This window comes from Gluconacetobacter brunescens, from assembly GCF_048695475.1.
Taxonomy (GTDB): Bacteria; Pseudomonadota; Alphaproteobacteria; order Acetobacterales; family Acetobacteraceae; genus Gluconacetobacter.
This window is the reverse complement of sequence record NZ_JBLHEN010000001.1, coordinates 311,331-331,530: the sequence shown is the minus strand read 5'-3', so window position 1 is coordinate 331,530 and position 20,200 is coordinate 311,331. Positions and strand designations below refer to the sequence as shown.

The 20,200-nt window shown below is 63.9% G+C and carries 11 protein-coding genes; 7 read left to right on the top strand and 4 right to left on the bottom strand.

Annotation, left to right across the window (positions count from 1 at the left end; all coding sequences use genetic code 11):
• Positions 1-2 precede the first annotated feature (2 nt).
• Positions 3-980 carry an RluA family pseudouridine synthase gene (locus ACMAUO_RS01360; protein WP_420355216.1) on the bottom strand — a complete coding sequence of 326 codons (978 nt, stop codon included), beginning with the start codon at positions 978-980 and terminating at the stop codon, positions 3-5.
• Positions 977-2,359, bottom strand: coding sequence for a replication-associated recombination protein A (locus ACMAUO_RS01355; RefSeq protein WP_420355215.1), 1,383 nt, complete (start codon positions 2,357-2,359; stop codon positions 977-979). Before ACMAUO_RS01355 ends, ACMAUO_RS01360 begins: the two co-directional genes overlap by 4 nt.
• Positions 2,360-3,314: 955 nt before the next feature.
• Here ACMAUO_RS01355 and bcsA point away from each other — a divergent pair.
• The 7 genes from bcsA (at position 3,315) to sodC (ending at position 18,600) form a co-directional block, all read left to right on the top strand.
• Positions 3,315-7,934 carry a UDP-forming cellulose synthase catalytic subunit gene (gene bcsA / locus ACMAUO_RS01350; protein ID WP_420355214.1) on the top strand — a complete coding sequence of 1,540 codons (4,620 nt, stop codon included), beginning with the start codon at positions 3,315-3,317 and terminating at the stop codon, positions 7,932-7,934.
• A 47-nt stretch (positions 7,935-7,981) separates the two neighbouring features.
• Positions 7,982-8,656: an SGNH/GDSL hydrolase family protein gene (locus ACMAUO_RS01345; protein ID WP_420355213.1), complete on the top strand. Its 675-nt coding sequence runs from the start codon at positions 7,982-7,984 to the stop codon at positions 8,654-8,656.
• A 54-nt stretch (positions 8,657-8,710) separates the two neighbouring features.
• On the top strand, positions 8,711-9,871 hold the full coding sequence (locus ACMAUO_RS01340) for an acyltransferase family protein (protein ID WP_420355212.1): 1,161 nt from the start codon (positions 8,711-8,713) through the stop codon (positions 9,869-9,871).
• 28 nt (positions 9,872-9,899) lie between these two features.
• Positions 9,900-13,688: a cellulose biosynthesis protein BcsC gene (locus ACMAUO_RS01335; protein ID WP_420355211.1), complete on the top strand. Its 3,789-nt coding sequence runs from the start codon at positions 9,900-9,902 to the stop codon at positions 13,686-13,688.
• Positions 13,689-13,698: 10 nt separating this feature from the next.
• Positions 13,699-15,396: an SGNH/GDSL hydrolase family protein gene (locus ACMAUO_RS01330; RefSeq protein WP_420355210.1), complete on the top strand. Its 1,698-nt coding sequence runs from the start codon at positions 13,699-13,701 to the stop codon at positions 15,394-15,396.
• Between the two features lie 163 nt (positions 15,397-15,559).
• Positions 15,560-17,917, top strand: a complete 2,358-nt coding sequence (locus tag ACMAUO_RS01325) for a TonB-dependent receptor (RefSeq protein WP_420355209.1) — start codon at positions 15,560-15,562, stop codon at positions 17,915-17,917.
• A 143-nt stretch (positions 17,918-18,060) separates the two neighbouring features.
• Complete coding sequence (sodC, locus tag ACMAUO_RS01320; RefSeq protein WP_420355208.1) at positions 18,061-18,600, top strand: superoxide dismutase[Cu-Zn]; 540 nt, start codon at positions 18,061-18,063, stop codon at positions 18,598-18,600.
• Between the two features lie 63 nt (positions 18,601-18,663).
• On the opposite strand, the gene ACMAUO_RS01315 is transcribed toward sodC, so the two are convergent.
• Together ACMAUO_RS01315 and ACMAUO_RS01310 are read right to left on the bottom strand one after the other, a co-directional pair.
• Positions 18,664-18,927 (bottom strand): hypothetical protein, encoded by a 264-nt coding sequence (locus ACMAUO_RS01315; protein ID WP_420355207.1) that lies wholly within the window; start codon positions 18,925-18,927, stop codon positions 18,664-18,666.
• A gap of 72 nt (positions 18,928-18,999) precedes the next feature.
• Positions 19,000-20,187: a BaiN/RdsA family NAD(P)/FAD-dependent oxidoreductase gene (locus ACMAUO_RS01310; protein ID WP_420357164.1), complete on the bottom strand. Its 1,188-nt coding sequence runs from the start codon at positions 20,185-20,187 to the stop codon at positions 19,000-19,002.
• Positions 20,188-20,200 lie beyond the last annotated feature (13 nt).

Sequence of the window (20,200 nt, the reverse complement as noted above, 5' to 3'; positions counted from 1 at the left end):
ATTCAGCTCCGCCTTGGGGCCGGCGTCGCGCCGGCGGTAAAACCGAGTTGCCGGAAGGTCTCGCGCATATGGGGCGGCAGTTCCGCCGACACCTGCAAGCGCCCACCGGCCGGATGCGGCAGATCCAGCGACCGCGCATGCAGATGCAGCCGGTCGACGAATCCCTCGGGATGCGCCGCCTCTCCCCCATATTTCGGGTCGCCCAGAATCGGTGTGCCCAGGGCCTCGCAATGCACGCGCAACTGGTGGGTCCGCCCCGTCAGCGGCGACAGCGCCAGCCACGACAGGCGGCGCCCGGCGGCATCCAGCACCTCGTATTCCGACAGCGCATGGGCCGCGTCCTCGTCCTTGCGCGACGCCACCACCGTCAGCGCCCCCGGCCCCACCCCCAGCCGGGCCAGCGGCTGGTCGATCACCCCGCTGGCCGGCGTCGGCCGACCGACCACGACCGCCCAGTAGGTCTTGCGCACGTCGCGCCCCCGGAACGACGCCGCCAGCTTCGCCGCCACGCCGGGCGTGCGCGCCAGCAACAGCAGCCCCGACGTATCCCGGTCGATCCGGTGTACCAGGCGCGGGCGCGGATCGTCGTCATTCTCCTTCAGCGCATCCAGCATGCCGTCCACATGGTGGATGATGCCCGGCCCGCCCTGCACCGCCAGCCCGGCGGGCTTGTTCAGCACGATCACCTGCGCATCGCTGTACAGCACCATGCCCCGGATCTCGCGCACCGTCCGCTCGTCCAGCACCGGCCGGGGTGGCGGCGCCGGCCGCGCGGCGGCGGGGATCGGCGGCACGCGCACCGCCTGCCCCGGCAGCAGGCGGGTCGAGGTGTCGGCACGCTTGCCATCCACCCGCACCTGCCCCGTGCGACACAGTTTCTGCAATGCCCCCTGGGTCAGGTGGGGATAATGGCGGCGAAACCAGCGGTCGAGGCGGATATCGGCTTCGTCATCGCTGACGGTCAGGGTCACTACACTCATGACTGACGGCTTTCCCGCAGTCTGGCCCACCTGTCCAGCCGTCGCGCGATTTCAGCCTCGAATCCCCGGCCGCTCGGGCGATACAGCGATTCGCGCCGCATCTCGTCCGGGAAGTAATTCTGGCCGGAAAATCCCTCTTCGCTATCGTGGTCGTATTCATATCCCCTGCCGTAGCCGAGATCCTTCATCAGCCCTGTGGGCGCGTTCAGGATATGAGCCGGCGGCATCAGGCTGCCCGTTGCCTTCGCCAGCCGCCGCGCGGCATTATAGGCGGTATAGACGGCATTCGATTTCGGCGCGGTGCCCAGATGCACCACCAGTTGCGCCAGCGCCAGTTCCCCCTCGGGCGAGCCGAGTCGCTCATAGGTCTCCCAAGCCGCCACCGCCAGCGGCAATGCCTGCGGATCGGCCATCCCCACATCCTCGGTCGCGAAACGGGTCAGCCGCCGCGCGATGAAGCGCGGGTCCTCTCCCCCTTCGAGCATGCGCGCGAACCAGTACAGCGCCGCGTCGGGGTCGGAGCCCCGCAACGATTTATGAAGCGCCGAAATCAGGTTGTAATGTTCCTCGCGGTCCTTGTCGTACAACACCGCCCGCCGCGCCAGCAGGGCAGACAGGCCCTGCCCGTCCAGTTCCTGCCCCTCCGGCAGCGCCAGCACCTGCTCGACCATGTTCAGCAGATACCGCCCGTCACCATCCGCCATCGCGCGCAGCGTCGCCCGCCCATCCGGCGTCAGCGGCAAACTCCGCCCACTCTCGGCCTCGGCCCGGCACAGCAGCCGCTCCAGCGCCTCGTCGTCCAGCCGCCGCAGCACCATGACCTGGCAGCGCGACAGCAGCGCGCCATTCAGCGCGAAAGACGGATTCTCCGTCGTCGCCCCCACCAGCACCACCGTCCCGTCCTCGACCACGGGCAGAAACCCGTCCTGCTGGGCGCGATTGAAGCGATGGATCTCGTCCACGAACAGCAGCGTGCCCTGCCCGATGGCGGCTCGCTGCCGGGCCTCCTCAAACGCCCGCTTCAAATCCGCAACACCCGAGAACACAGCCGAAATCTGCACGAAGCGCAGCCCCGCCGCATCGGCCAGCAGCCGGGCGATGGTCGTCTTGCCCACCCCCGGCCCGCCCCACAGGATCAGGCTGGCAAGCGTGCCCCGGTCCAGCATGCGCCGCAGGGCACCGTCCGGCCCCAACAGATGGTCCTGCCCCACCACCTCGTCCAGCGACGCCGGGCGCAACCGGTCGGCCAGCGGCTGCGTACGCGAGGGCGCCGAACGCCCGTGCCGCCCGCCCTGCCCGGCCGGATCGTGCCGGACATCGACAGCTGCCGGACCACCGAACAGATCCCCGCTTTCTCGTTCATCCCGCCTGCCTGCCATGCCGTCCCGCCTCACATCCACACCAACGTCCGCCGGACATGCGTCCATCCGACCGATATCATGGCCATGGCCGTCGACAGAAATGGGATTACCGCGAGGCAAATGCCATACCGAGTTGCCAGAACACCGGACACGCGGCACGTTTGACCGATCGAGCCCCCTCCCCAACTACCGCGCCATCCACACCCGCCACGCCCTCACTCGCGCCGCCACCGACAAGCCGCATCTCGTCAGGCCCCATGGCGGGCAGACCGGAATTTCACGATGACGGCCGCATCCCGCTGGTCACTCCAGGAAATCCGCCATCTCGGCACGAAGAATGCCCGAATCCCGCCTCGATCGAGCATATCCTCCGAAGGTCGTTCTTTCGGCGCACTCATCAGGCGACCGACCATCCTCCTGCGCTTTGTGGTTTGTATCATTTTTGGTGATATCTGAGTTAAGCACTTGCCGTAATTCATGCGCCATTCATACATGGCGGCACCAACAAACAGCGCCTTTATAAATTCACCAGGATTTCCGGCATTAATAAAACTTTCAGTGTGAAGAAAAAACTATGACACAGAAATCAACAAACAAAGAAAAATGAAAACACCAAACAACATAGAGCAAAAATAGGCGGAAATATATTGTAAATTATTATCATAATAATTTACAATATTAAAAATACATTTCGAAATATATAACTAAATATGGAATTTTATCGTAAAATACATCGTGGAGATGACCCAAAAAAATTTTCCGAAGGGACTTTTTATATCGAACAATATAGAATATTAACAAAGCGTACATTTTTCGGTCTATGGTCAGGTATCCAGTATAGCGCACCGGGCCTGGTCCGGATCGGCTGTTTTTGGGATCTTGTGAGTCGGTAGTAAAACAACGGACGGCTTACCCGGCAACCGGGGCGCGTGTCTGAATATCTGGTTGGAATTCCATAATGGGTCGGTTGGATATGACAGTAAAATCGGGCCGGTTTCGTCGGGTCGCGCTCGATTCCGCTTTCGCTGCCGTCGTCGGTCTGACATTGATTGTTCTGGTCAGTGCACTTGAATTGTCCGACACCCAACAGGGTTTCTTCGCGTTCGGCACGATTAGCCTGCTTCTGTTGGTCAATCGTTTCGAAGGGCGTCTGGCCAGTTGCTTCCTGATCACATTGTCGATCATGATGTCGCTGCGTTATATCGTATGGCGGGTGGGGACTACAATCACCCACGACAACATACTGCAATTTGTTCTGTCCATCACACTACTCCTGGCCGAATGCTATGCGCTATGGATTCTTTGCCTGAGTTATTTCCAGATGGTCTGGCCACTGGAAAGGCAGGTGCATCCATTACCCGAAGATGAATCTCTCTGGCCCGTGGTGGATGTCCTTATCCCGACTTATCATGAAAGCCTGGATGTGGTGCGCGCGACGGTACTCGCTGCTCAAGCACTCGACTGGCCGACCGACAAGTTAAACGTCTATATATTGGATGATGGAAGACGTCCGGCTTTCCGCGATTTCGCGCTCGAATGCGGTGCCGGATACATCACCCGGCCGGACAACCGCTTTGCCAAGGCAGGCAATCTCAACCACGCACTCGAAGTGACCACGGGCGCGCTGGTCGTCGTGTTCGACTGCGACCATGTCCCGGTGCATGATTTTCTGAAGCAGACCGTCGGCTGGCTGGTGGCCGACCCGACGATGTGCATCTTGCAGACGGCGCATTATTTCTATTCGGCCGATCCCTTCCAGCGTAATCTGACGGCAGTCGAACAGGTTCCTCCCGAAGGCAATATGTTCTATGGCCTGATCCAGGACGGGAACGACCTGTGGGATTCGACCTTCTTCTGCGGATCGTGCGCCGTGATCCGGCGGGCGGCGCTGGAAAGCGTCGGCGGTTTCGCGACCGAGACCGTCACCGAAGATGCACATACCGCTCTGAAGATGCAGCGCAAAGGCTGGAGCACCGGCTATCTGCGCCTGGCCCTGGCGGGCGGGTTGGCGACTGAACGACTTATCTTTCATATCGGCCAGCGCATGCGCTGGGCCCGTGGCACGCTACAGATCATCCGAACGGACAATCCCTTGCTGAGGCCCGGTCTCCGCTGGGAGCAGCGGCTATGCTACCTGTCATCGATGTCGCATTTTCTGTTCGCGATACCCCGCATCGTCTTTCTGACCGCCCCGATGGCCTTTCTGCTTCTGGGACAGAACGTCCTGATGGCATCGCCACTGGCGGCTCTCGCCTATGCGGGGCCCCATATCGTGCATTCGATGCTGACCCTGTCGCGGATCGAGGGGCGCTGGCGCTATACTTTCTGGAGCGAGTTGTATGAAACCTCGCTGGCCATGTTTCTCGTCCGGGTGACGATCTCCACCTTCCTGTGGCCCAGCAAGGGAAGCTTCAACGTAACGCGCAAGGGCACGCAGCTTCACAATAATTATTTCGATATGCGTGCGGTCTATCCCAACGTGGTTCTTGCCGTTCTGCTGGGCGTAGCCGTGCTGCGCGGCCTTTTCGGGGTGTTCATCCAGCATACGGACGGGGCCGAATATCAGTCGATGCTGCTCAACACATTCTGGGGCCTGTTCAGCCTGTTCATGGTGCTTGCATCGATCGCGGTTGCCCGCGAAACGCGCCAGAGCCGTGTCCAGCATCGTGTGCGCGCCGATCTGCCGGTCAATGTGCGGATGGCGTCCGGCGAGGTCTGGCAGACCCGCACCACCGATCTGTCGTTGGGCGGGGTCGGTCTCCTGGCACCAGGCGGCGCACAACTCAGCGGGTCCACGCAAGCCATACTCGATTACTACGACGCGCAGGACCATATCGATGTCTCGATCCCCGTCGAAATCCTGCGTCAGCGCGGAGATCGCATACATGGCCGCTGGTTGATCTCGGATCTGGACCAGGAGCGCCAGGTCGTCTCGATGATTTTCGGTCGTCGTGACGCCTGGAACTCCTGGGCCGACTTCCCCCGGGACCGGCCCCTCAGAAGTTTCTTCATCATCCTCAGGAACATCGTGGCCATGTTCAGGCCCCGTTCCGGTGAGGTTCGTTCATCCGTCATTCCTGCCGATGGTGCCTCGTCCGACGACGTCGCAACGGCCCAGACATTGGAGAAGGCAAGTTTCGTGCTGAAACCTTCACGACAAGCCACCCAGCGTGGCGTAGTGGCTTCCTGTGTCCTGGCTGCCGGCCTGGCGATGGCGGCCATCCCTGTTGCTCATGGGCAGACCCACGGGGCGCCTCTCGGCTCCATCCCCGCAGATGGTGATTCACCCTTCGCCTTGCCGGTTCCCGCGCCTTCCGAAGCCAAGCCGACCATTACCGTGCCGACGCGCCCCTCCACACCGGGGGCACCGGAACTGCCGATCGACGACCCCAATGCCGGCGACCGCAATCCGGTCGCCGGCGACGACGCCGCCATCGCGGCGCGCATCTCCGATACCGAAGTGACGAATACCTTGTCCCTCCATGATCTGGGCGTATCCGGCCCCATGATCCTGCGTGGTTACAGCCCCTTGCAGGGCGTGACTGTGGCCGTACCGGCCAATCGTATCGTCACCCATGCGCAACTGACGTTGTCGGGCGCCCTGTCACCGGAACTGCTTCCCGAAGCGAGTGCGGTGACCGTGACTCTGAACGAGCAATATATCGGAACCATCAAGGTCGATCCGGCGCATCCACAGTTCGGGCCGCTGACGTTCGACGTCAATCCCATGTATTTCGGCGGAAAGAACACACTGAATTTTCAGTTCGCCGGCGAATACAGGCGCGACTGCAACGATCTTTATAACGAGGTCCTGTGGGCCCGTATTTCCGACCAGTCGCATATCACGCTGACGACGGTGCGGATCGCGCCCGAACGGACGCTGGCCCGCCTGCCGGCACCATTTTTCGATCCGAACCTGCGGACCGCTGTGCGGGTCCCGATGGTGCTCCCCGCGAAGGAGCCGAATTTGCGGGCCAGCGGCATGATCGCCTCCTGGTTCGGCAAGCTGGCGGATTTCCGGCAATTCTCCTTTCCGGTCACCAACGCGATCCCGGACGCGGGCAATGCAATCCAGATCGGTGAAAACCTGCCTGTCGGACCGGATGGCCAGCTTCCCCAGGGGCCGACACTGGTCGAAATCCCCAACCCTAACGATCGTTGGGGCACGATCCTGGTCGTGACGGGCCGCAATTCGCGTGAAGTGGAGGTCGCGGCGCGCTCGCTGGTCCTCTCGCCCACAACATTGGGCGCGGTGAATGCGCAGGTGATGTCCGATGTCGCCACGACGCCGCGCAAGCCTTATGACGCACCATCTTTCGTACCGACCGATCGCCCGGTCCGTTTTGGTGAACTGGTGCCGGCCGACACGCTGCAGGCAAACGGCTTTGCGCCCGCATTGCTCAACCTGCCGTTCCACTTGCCGACCGACCTCTTCACATGGCGTCAACGGCCGTTCCTGATGGATCTGTGGGTCCACCCGCCCGGCGTCATCGGCGGAACGTCGGTCGATCTGGCCAGTTCGCGGCTTGATGTGTCGGTCAACGACATCTTCCTGCAGCGGTCGTCGATGATCGCTTCGGGCTCCTGGGACACCTGGTCGCGGCGCCTGATCAATCCACATTTCGGCACGGTCGGCATTCAGGTGGCGCTGCCGCCGGCGGCATTGTTCGGCCAGAACCAGCTGCAATTCTCGTTCGATGCCAGGCCGGTCGATCGGGGCGCCTGCCGCCACGTTCCGATCGACCTCCACACCAGCGTGGACGAATCATCGGTGCTGGATTTCCGGCGGGCCTATCATTTCACCACCCTTCCGGATCTCGCCCAGTTCGCCCAGATCGGTTTTCCCTTCACCCGGATGGCGGACCTGTCGGAAACAACGGTGGTCCTGCCCCGGCATCCCGACAATACGGTGATCGGGGCCTATCTGGACATGATGGGCGTTTTCGGTGCGACGACCTGGTATCCCACGACAGAGGTATCGATTACCTATACGGGCGATGTCGATGCTGAACATCCAACGGGCGATATCATTCTACTGACAACAGCCGGCAATGTGCATGAAGCCGATTCGCTGCTGTCCCGCGCCCCGTACCAGGTTGATCAGAGCTGGATTACGGCGGGCCAGTACACCGGCCTGCAAGGCATTCGCCATCTGTTCCAGGACCGCGATCAGGCCGGGCTTCGGAATGCGGTGACAGCAAAGCTGCGGGCTCCGCTCGTGGGAGCAGGCCTGCTGATTGGCGCGCAGTCGCCCTACGATACTCACCGCTCGGTCGTGGCGATCATAGGTGACACGCCGCAACGGTTGCAGGAGATGGTGCTGGCACTGCGCGACAACACGGTCCATCCCCTGATCCAGGGCGATCTGGTCATCAAGAACGGCGATCGGGTTTCGAGCTATCGCACGGCACCGCGTTATACGGTGGGGTCGCTGCCGCTATGGATGTGGCCGGCCTGGTACCTGGACGGTCATCTGCTTGGCCTGTCGGTGGCCGGTCTCCTCGGCACCAGCCTGCTGGCCTACGTGATCTGGCGGGCTCTGAAGCGCCGGGCACGTCGCCGGCTGGGCGACATGTCTTCCAAGGATGATTGAGAAAGGCATTTTTCTCTGCATCCCATAATGAAGAACGGAAACCGGATATGAGTGCACTTCTCGCGGGCCTGACGCTGCTGATCATCGGCGACAGCCATGTCACCTTCAAGGATTCGCTGCTGTCGGTCCTGCCAGACGCGCTGACGGCACAGGGGGCGAAGGTCGTGGCCTATGGCGTCTGTTCGTCTCAGGCGGCGGACTGGGTGGTCCCGAATCCGAACAACGGCTGCGGCGCGGCGGAGCGGATCGACGATGCTCCGCTGGGGCCGCCGAACATGCAGCCGGCCGCACCACCGTCGATGTCGTCTCTGCTGGAGAAGTGGCATCCGAATGTGGTGATGGTGGTACTCGGCGACACCATGGCGTCCTATGGTCAGGAGAGCGTGTCCAAATCCTGGCTCGACGAGCAGGTGAAAACCCTGACCTACACGATCGGCAAGACCGCCTGTATCTGGATCGGACCAACCTGGGGCCAGTACAGCCCGCGTTATGGCAAGACCGACGCGCGGGCCGCCGAAATGGCGGCCCTCCTCAAGACAGAAGTCGCACCCTGCACCTATATCGACGGCACGGCCCTGATGAAGCCCGGTTCGGTCTCCACCATCGACGGGATTCATGCCACGGCGGCCAGCTATCGCGTATGGGGTGATGCGATCCTGAAGGTGACCGTGCCGCTCTTGCAGAAAATCAAGGACGGGACAGCCCCGGCGCCCGCGCCATAAGCCATTCGGGCTCGTTTGCATTCCTTCAGCGGCGCATTTTTACGGAAGACTGGAATGTTACAGCGCACCACCATCCCCCCAGCCGCGGGCAGTTGGACAGAGGCCCTGCGGCGGGACTTCTTTCCAGCAGACCGCCGAAGGGACGTCGACGGACTTCGTGGCCTGGCCGTTCTGCTGGTGGTGCTGTTTCATGCCGGCTGGATTCATGGCGGCTTCATCGGCGTCGATGTTTTCATCGTGATTTCCGGCTATTTCATGGGGCGTTCGGCATTACTCCAGTCGCCGTTCCGGCCGGTGAATTTCGTCTGCCGCCGCCTCTACCGCCTGCTGCCTGCCCTGCTCTTCATGATCGTTGCCGTATGTGCGGGAATGCTGTGGTGGGTCCTCGCCAGCGATCGGGCCGACATTGCGCTCAACGGCGCTTATTCACTGGTCTACCTGTCAAATCTGTGGGCTGCAGGTCATGTCGGATATTTCGAAGGGCAAAGTATCGCCTATCCGTTTCTGCATACATGGTCGCTCTCATTGGAGATGCAGTTCTACACGATCATTTTCTTCATGGCGCTTTTCCTGCCCTATGTCCGGCATCGCGGCTGGGCAATCATCGGGATCTTCCTGCTCTCCCTCATGGCCAGCATGACGGCTCATTTCCGCGGCGATAGCCAAGCCTATTACAGTATTTTCGACCGGATGTGGCAGTTCTCGCTCGGAACCATGATCTGGCTTCTGCCGCGGCATCGCATGCCCCCGCTTGCGGCGAATCTGGCCAGCGCCCTGGCCTGCGCGACAATCGTCATGGCGGGATTGTACTATTCCCTGCGTTTCGCCTGTCCGTCCTATATGTCGATATTGCCGTGTCTGGCCGCTGCCGTGCTGATCGCATTGCCGCAGAGCTGGCTATCCCAAAAGGTGCTGGGTTTGCTGTCGCCGCTCGGCGTCATGTCCTATTCCGTCTATCTCTGGCACTGGCCCTGTATCGTCGTCGCCAATTACCTGATGGCTTTTTCCGTGCACGGCCTGGTCATGGCCGGTGTTCTGGCACTTGCTCTGGTGGCCAGTGTCATCAGCTATCTCTCCATCGAACAGACCGGCCTGGCCTATGAAGGCCGCGTGGCGATGCCCGCGCGGGTCCGCGGGGCATTGTGCCTGGTCGCAACCAGCGGGCTCGTCGCACTGGGCCTGTCCATCATATCGGCTACCTCCCGTGTCCATTAGGTTGCGCTCGCCCCAGAGGAACGGACAATTGCGTGCATATTTGACTGGCATGACAATGCTGGGCGGCCTGGTCGCATGGGCGCCGGGCATCGCATATTCTCACGAAGCGTCCGACAGCACGGCTCCGGCGATCTCGGGTGGCGCCGTGCCGACATCGGAGGCCGAAGCCCGGCTGTCCCATGCCAGGTCGGTGCTGGACCTGGTGCTGGAGCAAGGCCATTACTGGATCGACGCAGGCCAGTTCGTTCGGGCACATGAGAGCATTCAGCGTGCACTGGCGATCCAGCCGACCAATACCGACGCACTGAGCATGTTGTGCGTGGTGCAGATCGGGACCGGTGATGTCACGGCTGCCCAGCAGACATTGAGCCGCCTGGCTGCCGCCGGGGGCAGCGCCACCCAGCTATCACGACTGCGCGCGGCCCTGAAGGCGGGGCCGGTGGATCAGAAGGCGCTTGCCGAGGCGCGCAAGCTTGCCGGATCAGGCAGTATGCTGGCCGCGATGCTGCGCTATCGTGCGCTGTTTCACAACGGCGAGCCGCCCCCTGCACTGGCGCTGGAATATTACCGTGTTCTGGGCGGCACCATCCTTGGATATAACGACGCCCGTACCAGACTGTCGGCTCTGGTGGCGGAAAGTCCGCACGACCTGAACGCGCGGCTGGCCCTGGCGCAGATCCAGACCTATCGCGACACCTCACGGGCCCAGGGACTGGCGGAACTACGTCGCCTGGCGGGCCCCGAGACACAACCCCTGATCCGTAATCAGGCCATCGCGGCCTGGCATGCGACATTGTCCTGGGTGCCGATCGTCGGTGCCAGCATTCCGCTCTACATGGACTGGCTCGCCCTGCATCCGGACGATACGGCAATCGTCACCCGGCTGGAAAAGGCCCGCGCCGTCCAGGCGACGATCGACGAGGGCAACGACCGGACCGAAGGCTTCGTCCTGCTGGAACAAGGACGACTGGATGCCGCCAATGCGGCCTTCCAGCGGGCATTGAGTGTCAATCCGCAGGACGCCGATGTGCTGGGTGGCCTGGGGCTGGTCGCACAGAGGCACAGACAGATCCCACTGGCCCGGCGCTATTTCCACCAGGCGATCGATGCGGATGCCGGGCGTGCATCCCACTGGCGCGCGGCCTTGAGCGCATTGAATGCGGTGGGCGGAAACGATCCGCAAATCGTCGCGATCAACCGGCTGGCGGCGGCGGGACGGTATGACGCCGCGCGGACGGCCCTGACGCATCTGGCCCGTCGCCCCGAAATGGCGTTTGCGGCACTGCTGATGACGGCCGGTCTCGACCGCCTGCAAGGCCGGACGGCCGAAGCCGAACAGCTTTACAGGAAGGCATTGCAGCGGCGTCCGGCCGATCCGAACGCCCTCTTCAATCTGGCGGATCTCCTGTACCAGGCCGGACAGTTGGACGAAGCCCGTACCCTGGCAGCCCGGGTGGCGATTCTGCGGCCGGCCCTGCTGCCCCGCCTGCAGGCCGCAGACTATACGGCTCGCGCCGCACGAGCCGGCACCGACGCCGAACAGATCGCCCTGTTGCGGCAGGCGCTGGGCAGGGTACCCGGCGACCCGTGGCTGACCCTGCGCCTAGCGCAGGCACTCTATCATAACGGCCAGCCCACCGAGGCACGGTCGTTGATGGAGGCTCTGACCCGCAACCCACATGCCCCTCCCGCCAGCCTGCAGGCCGGCGTAACGTTCGCGATGAATATGCGGCGCTACGAGGACGCGGCCGTGTTGCTGGACCGGCTGCCCCCTGCGGGCCGCAACGCGGCGATGCGACGTGCCGCCGACCTGGTCGCATTCTCCCGCCAGGTCGCGGCCGCGCCGAAGAACGACACCCGTTCCATACGGGCGATGGCCGACCAGCCGGATCCGACCGGCAATCGCGCGGCAATGCTGGTCGACGCCCTGCTGGCGCGCCACGACCGCGAAGGCGCGCGCTGGGTACTGGCGCATGAGAGCGCAATCACCCTGTCGGCCACGCCCGCACAGAAGCTGCTCTACGCCGGCCTGGCCTTGCGCCTGGAAGCTCCTGCCGACGCGCAGCGTGAACTGGATGCCTATGACCGGCTTGTCCGTGCCGAGGGCCTGCCCCCCACTGCCGATGCCGCTCTGGCCCGCGCGGATCTGGCGGTAGGGGTCATGATCCAGCGGAGTGACGCGGAAATACGCGCGCAACGGCCGCGGGAAGCCTATCGCCTGCTCGCGCCGATCGTCAGCCTGCATCCCGATTCGACAGCCGCATGGCTGGCCCTGGGGCGCGTCTATCATGCGTTGAACCAGCCACAGATGGCATTGCGCGCCGACCAGGAGGCCCTGCGACGGGGACCCAAATCCGTCGATGCCCTGGCCGCCGTGGCACAGGACACGCTGGCTCTGGACGACCGGCTGGCGGCGCGGGCGATGGAACGGCGCCTGATGGCCAGCGCTCCCCGTCGGTCAACGACCTGGCAGATCAAAGCCCAGAACGACCGTGCCGATGGGCTTGACCGCCAGCAGAAGGCCGATCTGGTCGTCGCCCGCCAATTGCAATGCGACGCGGAACAGGATCGTGCATGCGCGCCCGCTGTCCGGCAGAAGCCGGATTACCGCTGGCCCGACATCGAGACCGCATATGTACCGCTGCGCGGCGCTCCCCTGCCCGCCACGGAACATTATCTGCCGGAGGATGGTCCGGTCGGGTCGATGAACCGGCAAATCGTCTATCTGCAGGAGAGCACGGCGCCGCAACTGGATGCCAATACCTATGTCCGCAGCCGTACGGGCACGGCCGGACTGGGGCAGTTGACCGAACTGGCCGTGCCCATCACCGGCACGATCCCCTTCGAGTCCTGGCAGCACCGGATTTCATTTTCGGTCACGCCGACATTCCTCTTCACCGGCGATCCGTTGCGCAACACCTATAGTGCCGACCGGTTCGGTACGGTCCCGCTCTATGGCAGCGGGTTTGCCCGCCATCATGCATACGACGTGCAGGGCGTCGGACTGGATGTCCGCTACGTCAACCACTGGTTCGCGGCCGACGTCGGATCGAGCCCCCTGGGCTTCCCGCTCGCCAATGTCCTGGGCGGCGTCGAATTCTCACCGCGACTGACCGATAACCTGACGCTGAGGATCACCGGCGACCGACGCATGGTGACCGACAGCGAACTGTCCTATGCGGGTATGCGCGATCCGGGAACCGGCAGGGAATGGGGTGCCGTCACGCGGGTCGGCGGCCATGGCCAGCTCGAATGGGCCAATGAAAGATGGAACGCCTATGCCGGCGGCGGCTTCGGACTGCTGGAGGGCACCCATGTCGTCGACAATACCGAAATCGATGCCGAACTGGGGGGCAGTGTTACAGTATGGCAGCAGCGGCAGCGGCAGAGATTGCGGCTGGGCGTGAATGCCGAATATCTCGCCTATCATCGGAACGAATATGAATTCACCTACGGACAAGGCGGATATTTCTCGCCCCAAAGTTATTACGCCATCATGCCGTCTGCTGAATATACAGGCCATATCGGCCGCTGGACGTGGTTGGTGATGGGAAATATCGGCTACCAGAACTACCATGTGGATTCGACGTCCTATTTTCCGCTGGATCCCACCATGCAGAGGATGATGGCCCTGCCGGGGCCCAATCGATATGACGGCCAGGGCGCCAGCGGTATTGCCGGCACCGGAAGGGCGCGCATCGTCTATCAGTTGACCGACCGGCTGCGGCTGGGGGCCGAGGGCCAATATGTCCGGTCGGGAAACTGGTCCGAAGCCAGCGGCATGCTGATGGCCCATTATCGGTTCGGTAATCCGTAAGGAACGGATCATGTGCGTCGCAGGCCGCTTGACCCCGCATGGGATCCTGTTCTGGTCGGCTTGCCTGCTGGTTCTGGCGACCGGGCGGACAATGGCGGCCGAAGACTGCCCGATCTCCGGCGCGCCGGAAATGGTCTGCGTCGCCAATGAGCCCATCCCGGCAGGCCGGCAACCAGACGCCCATGACGATTCGCGGGCGGGGTACGCCGTTGGCGACTTGTGGCAGGCGGGCGGCCAGGTCTGGCACGCCGTTTCGGTGCAGCCCGATGCCGCGCGCTGGGACCCGGTGCCCGTGGCCCGGCCCGGTGATGCGTTCGGCAACCATACCGTCTTCGCCGGCGGTCCGATGAGGATGATTGCGGACTATACCGGCCCGGCACTGGATATCGCGATCACGCACGCGGGCCACATCGGGCAACGCACGATCGCCATTCGTCCCGACGGACATTTCGATGCATCGGCGCTGGAGGCCGCACTGCTGACACGTGACGGCGGTACGGCCGCGCTGGTCACGCGCATCTACGATCAAAGCGGCCACCATCATGACCTGACCGCACTTCCCGGCCATGCGGCGGCGCATATCGGCGCAATACGCATCGCGGGACAGGACGTCATTTCGTGGGGCGAACAAAATGGACCGGGCGGATTCTCGATCCCCTCGGACCTGACCCTGCCGCGCGACGGATTCTTCTTCGGCACGACGGGGATGGTCGCCTCGTCCAACAGCGCGTCGGGTGCCTCTCCCATCCTCGCGACTTTTGGCCAGGGCGAACAGGCCGTTCGCATTTTTACGGGAAGCTATACGCTCGACGGGTTCGTCCATCTGGGGGATGCCAACAATCCTGATCAGCGGAGCGGCTTTGTGCTGCCCAGCAGTCCGGCACCGTTCGGAATCGGCTCAGGACCGGATGGCTATCGCCTCGTTTCGTTCCGGGCGCCGGTGCCGCATCCCAGCAGGATCCGCCCGGGACCATTAAATGGCGGCGTCATCGGTTACGGCGCAGGTGCCAGCGCATGGGCCGCCCAGGGACACGGAACCGGCCTTTACACCGGCATCGTCATTGCCGATGCGGCGCCTTCGGATGACATGCTGCTGGCCTTTCAGGCGGCAGCGGCAGCCGACAATCATGATCTCCCTCAGCAGCGCACCGTCTTCGTAGCAATCGGCGACAGCCGAACCGAAGGGTATCAACTGGCGGATGGCGGAAACTGGCCCGTCCGGATGCAGCAGATGGCACGGTACCAAAGCTATAATTTCGCGGTGTCGGGCGCCACGACGCGGCAGATGCTCGCAGCCCTGCCCGCGGCGGGCGTGGCGGCGTCAGGCGCGTCCCGGCGCGTCGCGGTGGTATTCGGCGGCTTCAACGACCATCTGCAACAGGGCAATATCCCGGTCGACGAGACCATTGCCAACCTGGCAACGATCGTAAAGACCCTGAAAACATTTGGTTTCAAGGTTGCGCTCATGGCAGAGGCCACGACCGATCTATCCTGCCGGGCGGCGATCGCGAATGCGCTCCATCAAGGCCGCATCGCCCCCGATCTTGTCATCGACCCCTTCGCCGAAGGGCAACCACTGTCCAATGTGGCAGATCGCCGTTACTGGCAGCCGGACTACACGCACCCGACCGACGCCGGCACCGCCATGCTGGCAGACGTCGTCTGGGCGGGCGTGAAATCACTGCTCTCTCCGGTTGAGCATCATTGAAATGCAGGCTCCTGATCGGCGCAGACACGCCGCTGAACGAGATCGGCCGATAAAGGCCGCGTAAAACAGCGCAGCACTCTCGCTCGGCAGGCCGGCTTTCCAAACATCCCCCAAACCGCGTTCGCATGTGACTTTCGGGCAACGTGCGTCCGGGGAATACCAGATGGAACCAGCGAGCCGCCTTCGCGTATTGCGATCAGTTCTCATTCGCGCCTATGTGTCAGCTCCTTTCACGGCTTGCCATTCGAGGCCACCCTTGCACGCTCGATCGCTTCTCAGTGCTCTCCGCCATACTGCGGCCTTTGCAACGATACTGACACTTCCGGTATCGATATCCGCCGTTGCGTCGGCCCAGGCCCAGAATCAGGATCAGGCACAGGTCCAGGCCAAAACCCGAGCAGCCGGAAACATCCCCAAACCGCCCCAGACCGCCACCCAGACCAGCCCGACGAACAGAGCGGGCCCTTCCGACGAGCAGATCGTCGTGCAGGCCAGGCGCCGCAACCAGATGGAAGTCATCTCCGGCGGCCAGCTCGGCGTCCTCGGCACCAAGAAGGGCCTGGACGTTCCCTTCAACGTCCGCAGCTACACCTCGGCCCTGATCCTGAACCAGCAATCGCAGACCCTCGGCCAGGTGCTGGAAAACGATCCCTCCGTGCGCACGACCTACGGGTACGGCAATTTCTCCGAGCAGTTCGTCATTCGCGGCTTCCCCGTCTATGGCGATGACGTATCGATCAACGGGCTCTACGGCATCGTTCCCCGCCAGCTCGTCTCGCCGCAGCTCTACGACCAGGTACAGGTGCTCAACGGCGCCAGCGCCTTCCTCAACGGCGCGGCCCCCGGCGGCTCCTCCATCGGCGGCAACATCAACCTGATGTTCAAGCATGCCGGCGAAACCCCGCTGACCCGCATCACCGGCGACTATGAGAGTGCCGGCATGGGCGGCGGCAATATCGACGTCAGCCGCCGTTTCGGCGCCGACAACCAGTTCGGCGTGCGGATCAATGTCGCGGGCAAGAGCGGCCAGACCGCGATCGACCTGGAGCGCCGCCATTCGGTCGCCGTCGGCGGCGGTTTCGACTGGCGCAGCCGCGACGGCGCGACCCGCATGACGCTGGACATGGATTACGAGAACCAGGGCGTAAACCAGGGCCGCCCCGGCGTACTGCTGGGCGCGGGCCTCACGCGCGTGCCCAGCACCCCCTCGCCGTCGAGCAATTACGGCCAGCCCTGGACCTATACCGAGCTGAACTACATTTTCGGCATGCTCAACGTGGAGCATGATTTCTCGAAGCACCTGACGGCCTATGCGGCCTTCGGCGGCCTCGGCGGCAACGAGAAGGGGAATTATTCCACCCTGACCGTCACCAACGCCGCAACCGGCGCGGCCAATGCCGGCTCGATGTATGTGCCCTATGTGCAGACCAACGAGAGCACCCGCGCCGGCATCCGGGCCCATTTCACCACCGGTCCGCTGAAGCACGAGATCAACGCCGGCGGCTCCGGCCTGTGGTCGGAGAAGGACACGGCCTACGCCTTCTCGCTGACATCACTGGCCTCCAACCTCTACCGCCCGACTTTCTACCGGCAGTCGGCGCCCGAGACCTTCGTGGGCGGCAACGTCAACAACCCGCAGAAGAACGGCTATACCCGCCTCTACAGCCTGTTCTTCTCCGATACCGTGTCCGCGTTCGACGACCGCGTGGCCCTGACGGCGGGCTTCCGCTACCAGAACATGCTGGTGAATGATTACGGCTACGGAAACTACTTCACCCGCTACAACCAGGATGCCTTCACCCCCGTCGTCGGGCTGGTGGTGCATCCCACGCGCCAGACCTCCATCTATTTCAACCGGATCGAAGGGCTGGCGCAGGGCCCACAGGCGTCCGGCAGCGTCATCAATACCGGGCAGGTGTTCCCACCCTATCAGACGGTGCAATACGAAGTCGGCGCCAAATACGATATCGGGCGCTTCAGCACCTCCCTCGCCCTCTACCAGATCGCGCAGCCCAACGCGTACACGGTGCCCTACGGCGATGGCGGGCAGTCCATTTTCTCGGTCGACGGGCAGCAGCGCAATCGCGGCATCGAATGGACGATCAACGGCGAGATCGTGAAGGGCCTGCGCTTCAACGGCGGCACCGCGATCATCGACGCCGACCAGCGCCGCACCTCGGCCGGCCTGTATAACGGCAATCGCGCCATCGGCGTGCCGGGCTACACCATCAACGCCAATCTCGAATACGACCTGCCGTTCCTCAAGGGCGGGACGGTGACGGGCCAGGCCATCCGCACCGGCCACCAGTGGGCCGACAACGCGAACACCCTGAAGGTCCCGGGCTGGACCCGCTTCGACCTCGGCGCGCGTTACACGTTCCTGGTCGATCACAAGGCGCTGACCGCCCGCTTCGGCGTCGAGAACCTGGCCAACACACGCTACTGGGCCTCTTCCTTCGGCGGCTTCCTGCTGCAAGGCATGCCCCGCACGTTCAAGTTCTCGGTCACGGCAGACCTGTAACCCCGACAACGGACGGTCACGTTTCGGTCAATGCACAGGATCGGATATCGCGTGTCGAACGAACCACGCGAATCATGCTAGCTTTTCAGGATATTGCACGAGCCGGCCCGAAACCGGCCCGCGCGGCATTCAAGGAGGAAATGATGGCGTATTCATGCAGGAACTGGGTCGCGGCCCTCGGCCTGGGGCTGCTCGCCCTTCCGATGTCCGCCTACGCGGCCGACAAGCTGACCGGCGACCTCAAGGGCAGCGACGGCGCCTCCCACGGCACGGTCGAGGTCACCGAAGCGCCCAAGGGCGTGATCCTGCGCATCACCGCCACCGGCCTCACCCCCGGCTGGCACGGCGTGCATTTCCACGAAAAAGGCGATTGCGCACCGCCCGCTTTCAAGAGCGCCGGCGGCCACGTCCACGCGCACGATGTCGCCAAGCCGGTCCACGGCCTGCTGAACGCCAACGCCAACGATGACGGCGACCTGCCCAACATCCATGCGGGCACCGACGGCACCGCAACGGTCGAGCTTTATTCCACCCTGGTGTCCTTCAAGGGCGACGACGGACGCCCCGCCCTGCTCGATGCCGACGGCTCCTCGGTCGTCATCCACGCCAAGCCCGACGACTACCAGACCCAGCCGATCGGCGGCGCCGGCGACCGCGCGGCCTGCGCGGTCCTGGCCCAGTAGCCACGACGACCCAAGCGGGAGGAGACCGGCCCCCGGCCCTCCTCCCGCTCCGATTCGGCCAGACTAACCCGGATGCACATTCCCGTAGGACGGCGCCCCCAGCCCCGGGCATGAGCAATCGGACCCCAGCGGCACCTGCGTCGGCAGACGGCAGCTATAGACGCCAGCCTTGCAGAGATACCCGTACCCCGCGACCGGGGCCCCGGGCGGCGGCGGATACCCCTCCGCCACGCCCCTGCACCCCGCCGGCACGGCCGCCAGCCCGGCCAGCAGCAGGAGCACCCGCCCCCGCGCAACCAGCCGGCGCGCAATCAGATCAGTCGCCATTCCGTCCTCCCGTCCAAGGATCATGCGAATCCTGAAACGGCCAGCGGGACCGGCGGGTTGCGCCGCCCGCGATCAACCCTTCTCGGCGATCGCGCGGCCTGCCGCATGGCCGCTGGCCCAGGCCCACTGAAAATTATAACCGCCAAGCCAACCCGTCACATCCACCGCCTCGCCCACCGCATAAAGGCCGGGCACAGTCCGCGCCTCCATGGTGCGCGACGACAGGTCGTCCGTGTCGATGCCCCCGCGCGTTACCTCGGCCTTGGCATAACCCTCGCTCCCGGCCGGCATCAGGCGCCAGCCGGCCAGCACCTGCCCCAGACGGTTCAGCACCGCGTCCGGCACATCGCCCACCGGCCGGTCCGGCAGATGTCGCGCCGCCATCGCCTGGGCGAAGCGCTGCGGCAGAAAGCCGCCCAGCATCGTCCGCCCCTCCACCCGTGGCCGCTGCCGCTTCGCCTCGCGCAGCATCGCGCCCGCATCGCATCCGGGCAGCAGGTTCAGGCTGATCTCCCGCCCCGGCTCCCAATAGGACGAAATCTGCAGAATCGCCGGGCCCGACAATCCGCGATGGGTAAACAGCATCGCCTCGCGAAACCGCTTGCCGCCACACTGCGCGATCACCTCCAGCGAAACGCCGGCCAGTTCGCGCGTCCACCCATCCTCAACCGCATCCAGCGTCAGCGGCACCAGCCCCGGGGCCGTCGCCGTCACGCCCAGCCCGAACTGCCGCGCAATCCCATGCGAAAGGCCGGTCGCCCCCATGCGCGGAATCGAAAGCCCTCCGGTCGCCAGCACCAGGGACGGCGCGCGAAACACCCCGCGATCGGTCTCCACCCGGAATCCCTCGCCCCCCGTCACCCCCACGATCCGGTGCGATAGCCGGATATCCACGCCACCCGCCGCGCATTCCGCCAGCAGCATGGCCACAACCTGCCGCGCCGACCCGTCGCAGAACAGTTGCCCCAGCGTCTTTTCATGCCAGGCTATGCCATGGCGTCCGATCATCTCCAGAATGTCGGCGGGCCGGAAACGCGCCAGCGCCGATTTGGCGAAATGCGCATTGCCGGAGAGAAACCGCCCGGGCTCGGTATCCAGGTTGGTAAAATTGCAGCGCCCGCCACCCGAAATCAGGATCTTGCGCCCGGCCTCGTCCGCGTGGTCCAGCACCACCACCCGCCGCCCGCGCTGGCCGGCCGCCAGCGCCGCCATCAGCCCGGCAGCACCCGCGCCCAGCACGATGGCGTCCGTCTCGATCATCAGGGCCATCGAC